13 protein-coding genes, 1 pseudogene and 1 other annotated feature are annotated in these 14,888 nt (G+C 48.4%); of the genes and pseudogenes, 1 reads left to right on the forward strand and 13 read right to left on the reverse strand.

Annotated features, from left to right (window positions below; translation table 11 throughout):
* Positions 1-5: 5 nt before the first annotated feature.
* Positions 6-869: pseudogene (comER, locus tag PUW25_RS19005) on the forward strand (late competence protein ComER); the annotation flags it as partial.
* Here comER and leuS read toward each other — a convergent pair.
* The 13 genes from leuS to aroE all read right to left on the reverse strand — a co-directional run bounded on the left by leuS (position 850) and on the right by aroE (position 14,878).
* Complete coding sequence (gene leuS, locus PUW25_RS19010) at positions 850-3,288, reverse strand: leucine--tRNA ligase (protein WP_047910782.1); 2,439 nt, start codon at positions 3,286-3,288, stop codon at positions 850-852. The pseudogene comER and the gene leuS sit on opposite strands and share 20 nt — an antisense overlap.
* Positions 3,285-3,419 (reverse strand): hypothetical protein, encoded by a 135-nt coding sequence (locus PUW25_RS19015; RefSeq protein ID WP_274337381.1) that lies wholly within the window; start codon positions 3,417-3,419, stop codon positions 3,285-3,287. Before PUW25_RS19015 ends, leuS begins: the two co-directional genes overlap by 4 nt.
* Positions 3,420-3,450: 31 nt before the next feature.
* Positions 3,451-3,694: a binding site (T-box leader), on the reverse strand.
* Between the two features lie 107 nt (positions 3,695-3,801).
* Positions 3,802-5,496, reverse strand: coding sequence for a M3 family oligoendopeptidase (locus PUW25_RS19020; protein ID WP_047910781.1), 1,695 nt, complete (start codon positions 5,494-5,496; stop codon positions 3,802-3,804).
* Between the two features lie 204 nt (positions 5,497-5,700).
* Positions 5,701-7,152: a carbon starvation CstA family protein gene (locus PUW25_RS19025; protein ID WP_047910780.1), complete on the reverse strand. Its 1,452-nt coding sequence runs from the start codon at positions 7,150-7,152 to the stop codon at positions 5,701-5,703.
* Between the two features lie 166 nt (positions 7,153-7,318).
* A complete protein-coding gene (locus PUW25_RS19030; RefSeq protein WP_047910779.1) occupies positions 7,319-8,062 on the reverse strand; it encodes a LytR/AlgR family response regulator transcription factor in 744 nt (247 codons plus the stop codon).
* Positions 8,063-8,081: 19 nt separating this feature from the next.
* The gene (locus PUW25_RS19035; RefSeq protein ID WP_047910778.1) at positions 8,082-9,836 is read right to left on the reverse strand and encodes a LytS/YhcK type 5TM receptor domain-containing protein; all 1,755 of its coding nucleotides are present in this window, start codon (positions 9,834-9,836) and stop codon (positions 8,082-8,084) included.
* A 102-nt stretch (positions 9,837-9,938) separates the two neighbouring features.
* On the reverse strand, positions 9,939-10,715 hold the full coding sequence (locus PUW25_RS19040; protein WP_205052574.1) for a class I SAM-dependent DNA methyltransferase: 777 nt from the start codon (positions 10,713-10,715) through the stop codon (positions 9,939-9,941).
* A gap of 495 nt (positions 10,716-11,210) precedes the next feature.
* A complete protein-coding gene (locus tag PUW25_RS19045; RefSeq protein WP_205052573.1) occupies positions 11,211-12,107 on the reverse strand; it encodes a CvfB family protein in 897 nt (298 codons plus the stop codon).
* Positions 12,104-12,451, reverse strand: a complete 348-nt coding sequence (gene rsfS, locus PUW25_RS19050; RefSeq protein ID WP_047910775.1) for a ribosome silencing factor — start codon at positions 12,449-12,451, stop codon at positions 12,104-12,106. Before rsfS ends, PUW25_RS19045 begins: the two co-directional genes overlap by 4 nt.
* Positions 12,452-12,454: 3 nt before the next feature.
* Positions 12,455-13,057, reverse strand: a complete 603-nt coding sequence (gene yqeK, locus PUW25_RS19055) for a bis(5'-nucleosyl)-tetraphosphatase (symmetrical) YqeK (protein ID WP_205052572.1) — start codon at positions 13,055-13,057, stop codon at positions 12,455-12,457.
* Positions 13,038-13,631 (reverse strand): nicotinate-nucleotide adenylyltransferase, encoded by a 594-nt coding sequence (gene nadD / locus PUW25_RS19060; protein ID WP_047910773.1) that lies wholly within the window; start codon positions 13,629-13,631, stop codon positions 13,038-13,040. Before nadD ends, yqeK begins: the two co-directional genes overlap by 20 nt.
* Positions 13,632-13,675: 44 nt before the next feature.
* A complete protein-coding gene (yhbY, locus tag PUW25_RS19065; RefSeq protein ID WP_047910772.1) occupies positions 13,676-13,969 on the reverse strand; it encodes a ribosome assembly RNA-binding protein YhbY in 294 nt (97 codons plus the stop codon).
* A gap of 39 nt (positions 13,970-14,008) precedes the next feature.
* A complete protein-coding gene (aroE, locus tag PUW25_RS19070; RefSeq protein ID WP_205052571.1) occupies positions 14,009-14,878 on the reverse strand; it encodes a shikimate dehydrogenase in 870 nt (289 codons plus the stop codon).
* Positions 14,879-14,888 lie beyond the last annotated feature (10 nt).

Below are 14,888 nucleotides of genomic sequence, written 5' to 3' on the forward strand. Positions count from 1 at the left end.
AAGAAAGGGGGAACCTCAAGATGTTGAAGGTTGGATTTATCGGAACCGGCAGCATGGGAAGTTTACTCATTAACGCCTTCCTTGCTTCCGGAGCACTTGACGCTAGACAAATCGTGGCAAGCAATCGGACACATGCCAAAGTTCTAAAGCTTTCATCCATCTATCCGGGTCTGAAAGCCGCTGAAACCAATCAGGAAACCGTCATGAAAGCAAACTTCATTTTCTTATGCGTAAAGCCGCATGAATTTAAAGAAGTTGCTCAGGATATCAAGCCCTTCATCAAACCGGAGCATATTCTTATTTCGATTACGAGCCCGGTTCAAATCCGGCATTTGGAGTCCGTACTGCCTTGTAAAATTACGAAAATCATCCCTAGCATCACTCATTTGAGAGGAAGCGGGGCATCTCTATGTATTCATGGAAATCGAATGAAGGATGAAGATAAAAAACGGGTCGAGCAGCTGTTCTCCTATATCAGCAGACCGGTCCAGGTAGAAGAAACTTTTACCCGGATCAGCTCTGATCTTACCAGCTGCGGACCCGCATTCATCGCTTTTTTTCTGGAGCAATGGATCCAGGCAGCCGTGCAGCATACCGGAATTGATCATGAGGAAGCCACTTGCCTGGCCAGTGAAATGCTCCTTGGAACAGGTAAGCTGTTAACAGAAGGAGCCATGACACCGTCACAGCTCCAAAAACGTGTTGCCGTCCCTGGCGGTATTACCGCCAAGGCACTAAATTTACTGGATTCCAACCTAGCTGGCGTATTCGACCAATTGATCCAGGTGACGCATGCAAAATACGAAGAAGACCTGGAACAGCTGGATGCCGAATTCGGAGCGGGTGAAATTAACCGGCAACAATATTAACAAGCTTGCCTGGTACAGCAATCACTTTACGGATTGTTTTGCCAGAAAGTGCTTCTTTAATGGCAGGCAGCTCTAAACTATGGGCTTCAAGTCCTTTGGCATCGAGGTCAGCTGCCACGTGTGCACGCTGTACAATCTTACCATTGATCTGAATAACGATCTCGACTTCCTTATCTACTGTGAGTGATTCATCGTAGCCCGGCCAAGCAACATAAGTCACGCTCTCTTCATGACCAAGGCGGGACCACAGCTCTTCTGCAATGTGCGGAGCAAGCGGTGACAAGAGCTGAACAAAGTTCTCCATTGCTTCGCGCGGAAGACGCTCTGCCTTGTATGCTTCATTGATGAAGATCATAAGCTGACTGATCGCAGTATTGAAGCGCAGGTGCTCCAGATCGTCGGTTACTTTCTTAATCGTCTTATGCCATGTACGCTTGAATTCCTCGGTGCCTTGATCGCTGATCTTCTCGTTCAGAGTGCCATCCTCGTTGATAAACAGGCGCCATACGCGAGCCAGGAAGCGGTGTGCGCCTTCAACGCCATTCTCGTTCCAAGGCTTGGTCGCTTCGAGCGGTCCCATAAACATCTCATAAATACGCAGTGTATCCGCACCAAAGTTATCAACGATATCATCTGGATTAATGACATTACCGCGGGATTTACTCATCTTCTCGTTATTGGTTCCAAGAATCATACCCTGGTTCACCAGCTTGTGGAATGGTTCCTTCGTCTCCACTACGCCCAGATCATACAGCACTTTGTGCCAGAAACGAGCGTACAGAAGGTGAAGCACTGCATGCTCCGCTCCACCGATATACAAGTCTACCGGCAGCCATTCGCGCTGCTTCTCCTTCGAGACAAGCTCCTTGTCATTGTGAGGATCAATAAAGCGCAGGTAATACCAGCAGCTTCCCGCCCATTGCGGCATCGTATTCGTCTCACGGCGAGCCTTCATGCCCGTCTCCGGATCAACAGTATTAATCCACTCCGTTACGTTAGCAAGCGGAGATTCACCTGTGCCGGAAGGCTTGATTTGCTCTACATCAGGCAGTACCAGCGGCAGCTGATCCTCAGGCACAGTCTTCATCGTTCCGTCTTCCAGATGCAGAATCGGAATCGGCTCTCCCCAATAACGCTGACGGCTGAACAGCCAGTCCCGCAGACGGTAGGTCACTTTGCCTTGACCCTTGCCGTTCTCTTCAAGCCATGAGATCGCAGCTGCGATCGCTTCTTCGTTATGCAGACCATCGAGGAAGCCGGAATTCACGTGGGCTCCGTCACCTGTGTACGCTTCTTGTGTTACATCACCGCCGGATACCACCTCGATAATATCAAGGCCGAATTCCTTGGCGAATTCCCAGTCACGGCTGTCATGACCCGGAACGGCCATAATCGCACCTGTACCATAACCAGCCAGTACATAGTCTGCAATCCATACAGGCAGCTTCGCCCCGTTTACAGGATTGATGACATAAGCCCCTGTGAACACACCTGTCTTCTCCTTCGCAAGATCGGTACGCTCGAGATCACTCTTCCGTGAAGCCTTCTCAATGTATGCTTCAACGGCTTCACGCTGTTCAGCTGTTGTGATGTCTGCTACCAGTTCATGCTCTGGAGCAAGTACCGCATAGCTTGCACCGAACAGGGTGTCTGGGCGGGTTGTAAATACCGTAACCCCTGCATTATGACCTTCGAGAGGGAAGGTCACCTCCGCACCTTTGGATCTTCCGATCCAGTTCCGCTGCATATCCTTAATGCTCTCTGCCCAGTCCAGTTCGTCGAGGTCATCAAGCAAACGATCGGCATATTCCGTAATTTTCAGCACCCATTGACGCATCGGCTTGCGCACAACCGGGAATCCGCCGCGCTCACTCTTGCCGTCGATGACTTCTTCGTTAGCAAGCACCGTTCCCAGCTCTTCACACCAGTTTACCGGCACTTCGGATACATAGGCCAGACCTCGATTGTACAGCTGGATGAAGATCCACTGCGTCCATTTGTAGTAATCAGGATCGGTCGTGCTGATCTCACGATCCCAGTCATAAGAGAAGCCGAGTGATTTGATCTGACGACGGAAGTTATTAACATTCTTCACGGTAATATCCCGTGGATGCTGTCCTGTATCAATGGCATGCTGCTCTGCAGGAAGTCCAAAGGCATCCCAGCCCATAGGATGAAGCACGTTGTAGCCGCGCATTCTCTTGTATCGGGACACGATATCAGTTGCCGTATAGCCCTCTGGATGTCCTACGTGCAGTCCTGCACCTGAAGGATAAGGGAACATATCCAGGGCATAGAACTTCGGTTTGTCCGGATTTTCCTCTGTCTTAAATGTCTTGTTCTGATCCCAGTATTGCTGCCATTTCGGCTCAATTGCCTGGGGATTATAGCCGTGCTTCGGCTGTTCTTTCTGACTCAATGTACATCCTCCTCGTCATCATAACCAATAAGAAGAGCGTCAATCGTTATGGTCCTGACAGACTCTTCCTCGCGATTACAGAATGGTTCAGCCAGCCATGCGGCTTGCAACGAAATGAATTCTATAATCAAAAAAAACCTCCGCATCCCATAGCGTGTCATCGCTAGGGACGAGAGGTTGTAATTCCCGTGGTACCACCCTAGTTAGCGGACAAACGTGCTTCGTCGTCCACTCCCTTAAGCACCCTGTAACGGCGGTGAACCGATGAGGCTTACCAAATGCTGTACAAATAGCTTAACCTCATATCTCCAAGGCGAGTTCATAGTGCTCCGGCAACCAGCTTGCACCATCCGCTGGCTCTCTGAAATACACAGGCGCTATTACTATTCCTCTTCATCGAAAATTCAGTAATAATCGGGATCATTATACAAGATTGACAAGGATAAAGTCAAATATTGACGTTTTGGAGCTTGATTTCAATCTCGCTTTTAATGGTCAGTATCATTGTCCGACTTACAGTGCCGTATCATCCACGCTGTCGAGCCATTCTTCAATCGTTCCGATCACCGAGGTGACACAGCCTTCTTCAAATGGAGAGATCAGGCCCGCGATGGCCACCAGCTCCGTAAAGGATTTGCTTCCTCCCTGACGACAGAGATTCAAATAATCGGCCCATGCCGCAGCATAATCTTCTCTCGAACGCTTCCAGAACTGGAATGCACAGATTTGAGCAAGGGTGTAATCAATATAGTAAAACGGAGAGCCGAATATGTGGCCCTGCTTATGCCAGAAGCCGCCTTGCTCCAGATAACTGTTGTTCTCGTAATTGCGGTGCGGCAGATACTTCCGTTCGATCTCACGCCATGCCTGCTTCCGTTCTGCTGGAGTCGCTTCTGGATTCGCATAGACAAAATGCTGGAATTCATCTACCGATACGCCGTAAGGAATAAAGATAAGACCGCTTGCGAGATGCTCGAAACGGTATTTATCCACTTCATGCTCGAAGAATAGCTCCATCCACGGCCAAGTGAAAAATTCCATGCTCATCGAATGAATCTCGGCAGCTTCATGTGTCGGGAACATATACTCAGGAACGCCAAGGTCACGGCTCTGATACACTTGAAAAGCGTGGCCTGCCTCGTGGGTCAGTACGTCAATATCTCCGGATGTTCCGTTAAAGTTCGAGAAGATAAACGGAGCTTTGTAGTCTGAGATGAACGTGCAGTATCCACCGCTGCGCTTTCCTTTTTTGCTGACCAGATCCATCAGCTCATTATCAAGCATAAAGTTGAAGAACTCACTCATCTCTGGTGACAGCTCATCGTACATCTTCTTCCCGTTCTGGACAATCCATTCCGGGTCCCCCTTAGGCGTTGCATTCCCAGTAGGGAAGACTACATTCTCGTCGTAGTAGTAGAGCTCGTCTACGCCAATCCGATTACGCTGACGCTCCTTGAGCTTGGAGGCTACCGGTACGATATGCTCCAGCACCTGAGCGCGGAATTTCTCAACCATTTCGGCGTTATAGCCAATACGACTCATGCGGGCATAGCCCATCTCTACAAAATTGTTAAAGCCCAGCTTGATCGCCATGCTTGTTCTTACCTTAACCAGATCATCATAGATGCGGTCCAGTGTTTCCTCATGCTCGCTCATAAAGGCAGTACGTGCTTCCTCCGCCCGTTTGCGCATGGAGCGATCCGTTGATTCGCCAAATGGGATGAGCTGGGATAGTGTACGCTCCTCACCTTCAAACTCAATCTTGGCTGATGCAATCAGCTTGGAGTATTCCGTTGTCAGCTTATTCTCAAGCTGCAGATCGCTAATGATGTCAGGGCTGAACGTCTTGATCTCGAGCTCGGCGAGCTGGAACAGCTGCTTCCCGAAACGGGCTTCGAGCTCTGGACGAAATTCGGAATGGGCTAGGGCATCATAGTACTCAGTTATGTATTTCTGGAACAGTGGTGTTGTCTCATCGGAGAAATCTTTCTCAGCCTTGTAGAACTCATCGTTGGTATCCACGGAATGACGAATAGAGACAAGTGTAAGCTGTGTGGCGACGGCTCCTCTGAGCTTGTTAAGCTCATTCATCGCTTTGGCCTGATCGTCCGCATTCTTCGCCTCGCGAAATACGGTAAGCAGACTGCCAAACTCTTGTTCAAACTGAGCTACATCCGGTCTTTCATAACGATATTCACTAAATTTCATCGACGTTACACCTGCCCTCTCTTGATTTCCTACCCATTATATCCCAATTAGTTGTCCAGTTCTATGGAGTAAATGAATTTAATTGATATGTGGTTAAAAAAGATGTGAAATATAAAGAGCACCCCCGCAGCCCGTCATCTCAAGATGATCCGCACTGCAGCGGTGCCTCTTATTAGAACATATAATCTACCTGCTCATTCAAGCTCAGGCTGCCCGGTTGTAATCTGATACGTCGACGTCCAGAGGAAGCTCATTGGCGCGTGCTTTTTGTGCAGCTCTGAAAAAGACAACAACCAATACAACACTAATGACTCCTCCTGCTATATACGAAGCATCCATGCTCATACGGAAGCCAATCTCTGCATTCAGGATATAAACCATGGTTGTGTACAGCATTAGAGCTCCCGGAATGAGGGCTACCCAGAAGTTTTTCCGTGCGACATACAGATACATCGCTCCGACAAACAAGGCAATGACACCCGTTGCTTGATTCGCCCAAGAGAAATATCTCCACAGGATGTTAAAGTCAATCTGAGTCAGTACGATCGAAATAACGAAGAGCGGAACAGCAATGATCAGACGTCTCTTAATGCTCAGCTGCGGCAGCTTGATATAGTCTGCAATGATCATTCGTGCACTTCGGAACGCTGTATCGCCTGAAGTAATCGGCAGGACAATAACACCAAGCACAGCAAGCGTACCCACATATGCACCAAGGGTCACCTTCGCTACCTCACTTACAACTAACCCGGTGCCTCCTTCTGCAAGCAGCTCATTTAAGCCAACCGGACCTTGGAACAGGCTCATCGCTGCTGCAGCCCATACCATGGCAATAATCCCCTCTGCGATCATCATACCATAGAAAATTTTGCGCCCTTGCCCTTCACGCTGTGTTGTCCGTGAGATAATCGGTGTCTGCGTCGCATGAAAGCCTGACAAGGCACCACATGTAATCGTCAGGAATAACAGTGGGAAGATCGGCAGATTATCCGGGTGGAGGTTCGTCAGCGTCAGCTCAGGAATTGGGGCTTGCTTAAAGATCAGCATAGCTCCGACACCCACTGAAGATATCAAGAGCAGTGCACCAAAGATTGGATAGAAACGACCGATAATCTTATCAATCGGCAGCAATGTAGCCAGAATGTAGTAAACGAAAATAGCGATGAGTATAATTCCCATGCTGATTCGTCCTTCTATCAGGTTATGAATCAGGCTCGCTGGAGAAGTGACGAACACCGTTCCTACCAAGATCAGCAGCAAAATAGCGAATGCGTTTACAACATGCTTCATTACTTTTCCAAGGAACTTACCCGCAAGCTCAGGCAGGTGGGCTCCGCGGTTGCGAATGGAGATCATACCCGTTAAATAGTCATGTACCGCTCCGGCAAAAATACAGCCGAATACGATCCATAAAAAAGCAACTGGTCCGTATAACGCTCCCATAATCGGGCCAAAAATCGGGCCGACACCTGCAATATTGAGCAGCTGAATCAACGAGTTCTTGCTTGTGCTCATCGGCAGATAGTCTACACCGTCCTGATTTACATAAGCAGGGGTCGAACGTGAATCTTTAACCCCGAACATCTTTTCAATATATTTTCCATACGTGAAGTAACCGAGTACCAACAGCAAGATTGATATGATAAATGTAATCAAAATTACCGCCTCCTTATGAAATCGCTTACATTCATTATAATTAAATGAGCAAGCGAAGGGGCAATTTACGATTAACATGTCGTAATCTTGAGACAAGACGCATTAAATCTGCTATGAAGTGCATCAGACATGTGATGAAATGCAATGAATGAAGATCCCGGCTCTGTTATAATTCCATCGCTTCGCGGAACGATTTTGCATAATTTCGGCTTACGGCAAGCAGCTCACTGCTTCCTTTCAGTTCAAGCTGATATGCCCCATTGAACCACGGAACCAGCCTTTTTACATATTTCATGTGAACCATATAGCTCTTGTGAATACGAAAGAACGGGTAGAGCCTGAGCTTTGCCTCCAAGTGCTTCAGCGGCGTTTTAACTTGATGCACTTGATGGACAGTAACAATCTTTGTATAAGGCTCTTCACGAGATAGATAAATGATGTCATCCGGGTCAATAAAGTGAATCTCTCCTTCTTCCTCGATGGACAGCTTCCCACTAGACTTCATTTGCGCAGGAGATGATGACTCCTGATGTGGACTAAGAATTGCTCTCTCCAATCTCTTGACGGTCTCAGCCATGCGTTCTTCGTCAATCGGCTTGAGCAGATAATCGAGCGCTTCGACTTGAAATGCATCCACTCCGAACTGAGGATAAGCCGTTGCGAACACCATCTTTGGCGGGCTCTTCATCTTCATCATGGCTTCCGCGGCCTGCAGTCCGTTCATAATGGGCATTTCAACATCTAGAAATACCACATCAGGCTGCAGTTGAATTGCCTTCATGACCGCCTGCTCCCCCGACTCTGCTTCTCCTACTAGCTCAACTGAGGAATATTGCGCCAATAGATACGCAAGCTCTTCCCGGCTATACCGTTCATCGTCCACAATTAAAGTTCTGATTCTCTCTGTCATTAGGTAAGATCCCTGCCTTTCATTGGTCTGATCTCCCGCTTGCAGATGCTGGTGGAATGAGGAACTTCACTTCCGTGCCTGCTTGCTCACTGCTCTTAATCTCTAGCGAAGCTCCGATACCATACATCAGAGTCAATCGACGGGATACGTTATATACTGCAAGCCCGGTACCTGTTGAGGATTCTATCTTCTGTGTGCCAAGCTGACTAAGCCGTTCCTCTCTCATTCCTTCTCCATTATCTCTGATCAGCACCGATACACCCGTCACGGGATCATCGGTGATTTCGATGTGGATAACACACTGTGCTGTCCTGTTACGGAAGCCGTGGCGGATACAATTTTCCACAAGCGGCTGCAAAGTAAGTGGCGGAACCATGGCCTGCAGGGCGGACTCCTTGACATCATAATGAACTGTAAGCTTATCCTCAAACCTTATTTCTTCGATATTTAAATAGGAGCGAAGATGCTGAAGTTCTTCTAGTAGCGTCGATTGTTCCGCGGTGGCTGCTGTCAGATTCTTGCGGATATAATCTGATAAGCTACGAAGCAGCTTGCGAGCCTTGTCCACGTCTATTCTCGTTAATGACAAAATCGTGTTCATCGTGTTGAACAGGAAATGAGGATGAATCTGTGCCTGCAGTGTCTTAATTTCAGCCTCCCGTGCGAGCTCTTTGGCTTCAGCCAGCTGGGCAGCTTCCAGCTGGTAGCTTAGCAGCATGGTGAGTCCAGACATGAGCTCCGTTGTTACATGGGTTATATCCTTTTTGCTGCGAAAATAAAATTTCAGGGTTCCCACTGTCTGGCCCCCCTGTTTTAACGGACCTATGACTGCTGCACCGAGCGGACAGCCCTGCTTCTGACAATGAATCTCCTCGTTGTCTACAATGAGCATTTCTCCCTGCTCAATCACATGCCGGGTCACCTCCGTCTGCAGCGGCCGTCCTGCCACATGATGATCGTCTCCGATTCCAATATGGGCCAGAATAACATGCTGATCGGTCATAGCGATAGCACTGGCCTTAACCTCACTGAACAGAATTCGGCATACCGCTTCAGCTGATCTGAGCTTCATTCCCTGCCGCATATATCCGAGCGTCTGACGGGCAATACGGAGTGAAGTCTGTGCCTGCTGAGCAGCTGCCTTCTGCTCCTCGTTAACGACAGAGCGGATAATAAGTAAAAAGAGGGCACACCCGATTCCATTCGCAACGATCATCGGAAGACCGATATACCCTACTAGGCTGAGTGCCTGCTCAAAAGGTCTTGCCAGCAGCAGAATAATTAGCATTTGCAGGGATTCAGCGACCGCTCCTAGGATGAGTGCTTTCGAGAACCGGATCTGTCCTCCTGTCTTACGAAATACCCCTGCCAGTATTCCAGCCAATATCGTGGCAAGCCCGCACGCAAGGCCAGTAAAGCCTCCCAAGGTAAAACGGTGCAGGCCGGCAACCAAACCGGCACCTAGCCCAATCTTCCATCCACCAAAGAGACCAGCCATCACGATGCCAACGACTCTGGAATTAGCGATGGCTTCCTCCTGAGATACCTCAAGCATCCATTTGTTGAGGGCCAATGAATCAGGATGTACGGTAAGTCCGGTATAGGTTCCGATGATACCCAGTACACCAAACACCAGCACCGCTTGCACCTGTTGAACGGAAGTCAGCTTGTCCAAGCTCAGCATGGTCCGAAAAAAACGCAGCCGGGATACGATAAACGCAATCGTTACGATGATACCAATACGCTCCGTCATTGTAATCAGCAGTTCAAACAAGGTACTCCCTCCGTTTCCTAGCACATCAAGGCAGCTTAAGACAAAAATACGAGGGCTCCTATTGAAGGAACCCTCGCTCAATCATCTAGTACTCCGAATTTATCATAGAGGCTTAACTGCAACGAAAAATAACCGCGAAGCGTCTTCCCCTGCAGGCTTCCATTCAAAATCAGCATAAATCTGTACATCTGAGAAGCCTGCCTTGTGCAGCTCCAGCTGCATCCACACCGGATCATACGCCCTTTGATTATGAATCTCCTCGAATCGACGGTACATATCCCGTCCACTCTCTTCGGCTCGTGTAAAAATGCTGAGATGGTGCTCAATCTCATACGTGGGACGATGGAAGTCACAGGTCCATATGTAAGAAATTGATTTTTCATCAAGCACAAAGGGCTGCTCCTCATCATAACGAACAAACGTATTCGGATGGTGTACATCAAACAGGAATACTCCGCCCGGCTTAAGGCCGGCATAGGTTTTTTGGAAGGTCCTTACGATATCTTCTTCTTTGAGCAAATAATTTATACTGTCACAAAAAGAGAGGACCGTGTCTGCCTGCTCCGGCAGCTCCCAATCCCGCATATCCTGCTGAACCCAGCGAATGGTACCTTCTCGGAAAAAGCGGTTCCCTTGCGGTGACTCGTCCAGCTTCTGCCGGGCAACAGACAGCATATCTGCAGATAGATCGATGCCTGTCACTTCAAAGCCCGATTTAACGAGCGGGATCGTAATCGAACCGGTGCCGCAGCCGAGCTCGACAATGCTTTTTGGTATGCCATGCTTCTCCCAAGCTGTTCTAGCAAACCGCAGCCAATCCGGATAGGGCATATCTTCCATAAGTTCGTCGTATACATAGGCAAATTTCCGATAGGACATGTTTGACACCACTTTCATATGAAAACTTAGTGTAAAAAGTTAAGGTTAATAATCGAGATGAGCTCAGCTGATTACTTATGAGGGACATTAATTCTGTAAGTGGAGCAAGAAAAAATTTGAAAGATGATAAGGTCGCGCTGCGTTCGCTTTTTGGCTGAATCTCTCCGGTTGACTTCGTCAAAAGTCGTTCTTCATCCAAAAAGCTCACTACCACGTGAACTCATTTTTTCAAATAGTCGTTTGCTTGTTCACAGAGGAATTAAACTCCCTTATTCCGCATCTGCCGAAATCAGGCTCGCTTATTAAAAAACCTTTTTGCACCCAAGACGGGGCAAAAAGGGTGGGTGCTCCTGCCTCTAAACATAAAAGCAGGAGCACCCATAAACACCCGTACATGATTTAGTGTGAAAGCTTCGCTTCACTCGAATCATGCAAAATCAAGTGCATGAAACTGAACAGACAAACCTATCAATGCTACTCAGGCAGGAACACCGTTTATTCAGCTGGCTTATCCTCGTGACCTGCAAGGTAAGTCCAGTTCTCTTTTTGCGTCACGAGTCCGTCCTTCATCAGCTTCCCAATCGCACGCTTAAATGCAGACTTGCTGATGCCGAATTTGGTCTTAATGATGTCCGGTGGAGTCTGATCGGAATAAGGCATCGCTCCATTTGGGCGCTCCTTCAGAAAGGCTAGAATTCGGTCCGAATCCTCGGTTCTTCCAATCTCTTTACGCGGAGCCATTCCCAGGTTCACCCGGCCATCCTCTCGCACCAGCGTAACCCGTGCTCTCACCGTTTCACCCAGTCTCAATAGACGGCTTCGCTCAGAAGAATGAATCATCCCGATTGCGCCGAAGCCAAGCACACCGCCATGCACCAGGACAAAGGTACCCATCTGCAGCGGCTTGTACACTGTAGCTTCAACCCACTCATTCATCCAGCTCGTCGGCGCATGAAAGGCCAGTGGTGCAAGCTCGCGCTCCCCGGCCAATTTGGCCCGAAGCCGGCCCTGCTTGTCATGCTCCATCATAACAAAAACCTCATCGCCAACCTGAGGATGAAGTTCTTTCATTTCCGGCAATTCGCGGATCGGCAGCAGCAATTGGCGGCCCAGCCCCATTTCGAGAAAACATCCTAGTCTTGGATGAACGTCTGCCACCACCAGCTTTGCCATCTCACCTAAGGTTAGGAAAGGCTTCTTCATCGTAGCCGCCAGGCGATCCTCTGTATCGTAAAAAATAAATACTTCCAGCTGCTCATCTACCTTAATCTCGCGTGTCAGCTCTGTATAATGCAGCAGTACATCCTCGCTGCCCGTTGTCAAAAAATACCCATACGGCGACACTTCCCGAGCGACCGGGAGGGTAACGACCGTGCCTGCAATTAAACTCATACCGTATTCACCACTTTGGCATCAGACCAAAGTCTTTCAATATTATAATACTCGCGTTCATCGCGATGGAATACATGAACAACGACATCCCCAAGGTCCATCAAAACCCAGCGGGCGGAGTTCATGCCTTCGATTCCGTTAATTTTTACGTTCTTTTCTTGCGCACGTTTACGAACTTCTGTCGCGATCGCCTGAACCTGGGTATCTGAGTTACCGTGACAAATGACAAAGTAATCAGCGACCAAAGAAATACCTCTAAGGTCCAGAGCAACAATGTTCATTGCTTTCTTATCGTCTGCCGCATCCATCGCCATTTGAAGCAATTCGTTAGATGATACTGTCATGGATCAACCTCCAATTGGATTCGTAAAATTTTGTGATACTTTTAATTGAGCAATAAGATCATTACGCGTAAATAAGGTTAAAGGGTAAATCACTTTTTTTAATGAAATCAGATGTGTTATGGTGCCGTCAAAGCCAGCGAGAAGTGCTTCCTCAAGGCTATGCTCCGCCAATTCGCGAATATTATGCACCCCCGGAAAATCACGCCCAGGCTCTATATAATCCGCCAGACACACCACCTTATCCAAGAGAGACATGTTGACTCTTCCAGAGGTATGCCATTTGATCGCATTCAGCACCTCTGAATCCGTCACCCCATAGTCCCGCTCGGCAACAAAAGCTCCGACCTCAGAGTGCCACAGCTGTTTGTCGTGCAGAAGAAGGTCCTGATTCAGTCCATTGTCCCGAATAACCTTCTCCATTTCATTAACCGGCCAGTACTTTGCAACATCGTGCAGAATGGCAGCCAGATCGGCTTTACGGGGATCAGCACCAAAGCGTTCTGCCAATATTACCGCTGTTTCCATGACTCCTTGTGTATGTTTCCAGCGCTGTGGCGGCATTTGCTCAGATACGGCCTTAATCAGATCATCTCGGCTCTGCTGCATACAATCCGCTCCTTGTAATATAATCAAGCACCGCTTTGGGTACCATAAACCGAACCGATCTTCCCTTCGCCAGCCTGCGTCTAATCCCTGTTGATGAAATTTCGACCTGCGGCATGTCGGCATGAAGCACATGCTCCTGTAAGAAATCAGGCAAATCATCGAGATGCAGCTCAAAGCCCGGGCGGCCTACTCCTATAAATGTGACCAGCCTCGTCAGATCTTCGATTCGTTCCCATCGTGACAAATAATTGACCATATCCGCTCCAATAATAAAATACAGTTCGATGTCAGGATGCTGTCTTCGAATGATCTCCATGGTATCTATGGTATAGGATACGCCCCCGCGTTCGATTTCGACATCAAGCACTCGATAATCCTCGTACTCTTCAGTCGCAAGATTCGTCATCTCGAGTCTCTGCTCTCCGGTAGCACCTGCGGCATGCTTATGCGGCGGAATATGAGATGGCATGAACCAGATTTCATCCAGCTTATACGCATCCTTGACCGCCTCCGCTGCCATCAAATGTCCCATATGAATCGGATCAAATGTTCCGCCCATAATTCCAACTTTCATGCAGTGAACTCCTTTTTGTACTGTACTCACTGTCTTCGTATGCGTTACGGAAGTACGATTTGCTTGTTATCACGCGATTCTTTGTACAGTGTAATCGTGTTACCGATAATCTGCACAATTTCGCTGCCCGTACGTTCTGCCAGCTCTTCTGCAATTTCGTGCTTGTCATCCAGATTGTTATTAAGAATGGAGATCTTCATCAGCTCGCGCTTCTCAATCGCTTCTTCAATATGACGGAACAGATGCTCATTGGTACCGCCTTTGCCGATTTGAAAAACAGGATCCAAGTGGTGGGCCTGTGAACGAAGATATCTTTTTTGTTTTCCAGTTAACGTCATTATATTTGCTCCTTAAACTTTCATTTCGTTATCATCAACTCACGAGGTAAAGCTGGCGAGAACTGCCCTGCGCATCGCTTCTACAGGTGCCTGAACGTGCAGCCAGTGCTCAAACGCAATAGCACCTTGATATACAAACATACCGAGACCACCGTGAGTAATGCAGTTTTTGTGCTTGCTGTCTGTCAGCAGTTTGGTTTCCAGCGGGTTATAGATGAGATCACTGACGACGATCCCTTCAGGGATATGCTGGATGCTGACCGGCGTTTGATCCGTATGAGGATGCATACCTACTGATGTTGTGTTGATTAAGATATCGGCCTGTGCCAATACCTGTTCCGCGCTATCTATACTATACCCATTAACATTGCCGAGCACCTTAAAATCCTTGGCCAGCTCTTCCGCCTTCTCCGCTGTGCGATTGAGAATGGTCAGAGACTGAGGCCGTTCCAATAGAAGAGCATAAACGATTCCGCGTGCGGCTCCGCCAGCCCCAATGACAACCACATGCTTGCCTTCAATCGTAGAAACTGCTTCCTCCTTCAAGGAACGCACATAGCCGACACCGTCTGTATTATACCCGATGAGCCGCCCCTGCTCGATTACCACTGTGTTTACAGCACCGATGAACCGGGCACTCTCATCCAGTTCGTCCATATAGGATAGGATATCCACTTTATGCGGAATCGTCACATTGAATCCGCGGAAATTCATCGCCTTCATTCCCATTACAGCGGCCTGAAGATGCTCAGGCTCCACATGCAAAGGAACATAGGCCCCCTGCACCCCAGCTTCCTGTAGTGCAGTGTTATGCATCACAGGAGATTTGCTATGAGCAATGGGGTTTCCGATTACACCGAGAAGATAATACCCGCTGACGGGGCGGGCAAGCTCTGTCGTCAAGTTCATAGTTTATTCC

Source organism: Paenibacillus urinalis, assembly GCF_028747985.1.
GTDB lineage: Bacteria > Bacillota > Bacilli > Paenibacillales > Paenibacillaceae > Paenibacillus > Paenibacillus urinalis.

What these genes read in the sequence shown, in the direction of transcription:
- yqeK (WP_205052572.1), bottom strand. Translation starts at nt 13,057, where the DNA reads ATGCAGCAGAGCCGAGATGATCTGATTAAGGCCGTATCTGAGCAAATG.
- nadD (WP_047910773.1), bottom strand. Translation starts at nt 13,631, where the DNA reads ATGAAAGTTGGAATTATGGGCGGAACATTTGATCCGATTCATATGGGA.
- aroE (WP_205052571.1), bottom strand. Translation starts at nt 14,878, where the DNA reads ATGAACTTGACGACAGAGCTTGCCCGCCCCGTCAGCGGGTATTATCTT.
- PUW25_RS19020 (WP_047910781.1), bottom strand. Translation starts at nt 5,496, where the DNA reads ATGAAATTTAGTGAATATCGTTATGAAAGACCGGATGTAGCTCAGTTT.
- PUW25_RS19045 (WP_205052573.1), bottom strand. Translation starts at nt 12,107, where the DNA reads ATGAGTTTAATTGCAGGCACGGTCGTTACCCTCCCGGTCGCTCGGGAA.
- PUW25_RS19030 (WP_047910779.1), bottom strand. Translation starts at nt 8,062, where the DNA reads ATGACAGAGAGAATCAGAACTTTAATTGTGGACGATGAACGGTATAGC.
- PUW25_RS19040 (WP_205052574.1), bottom strand. Translation starts at nt 10,715, where the DNA reads ATGTCCTATCGGAAATTTGCCTATGTATACGACGAACTTATGGAAGAT.
- yhbY (WP_047910772.1), bottom strand. Translation starts at nt 13,969, where the DNA reads ATGACGTTAACTGGAAAACAAAAAAGATATCTTCGTTCACAGGCCCAC.
- rsfS (WP_047910775.1), bottom strand. Translation starts at nt 12,451, where the DNA reads ATGACAGTATCATCTAACGAATTGCTTCAAATGGCGATGGATGCGGCA.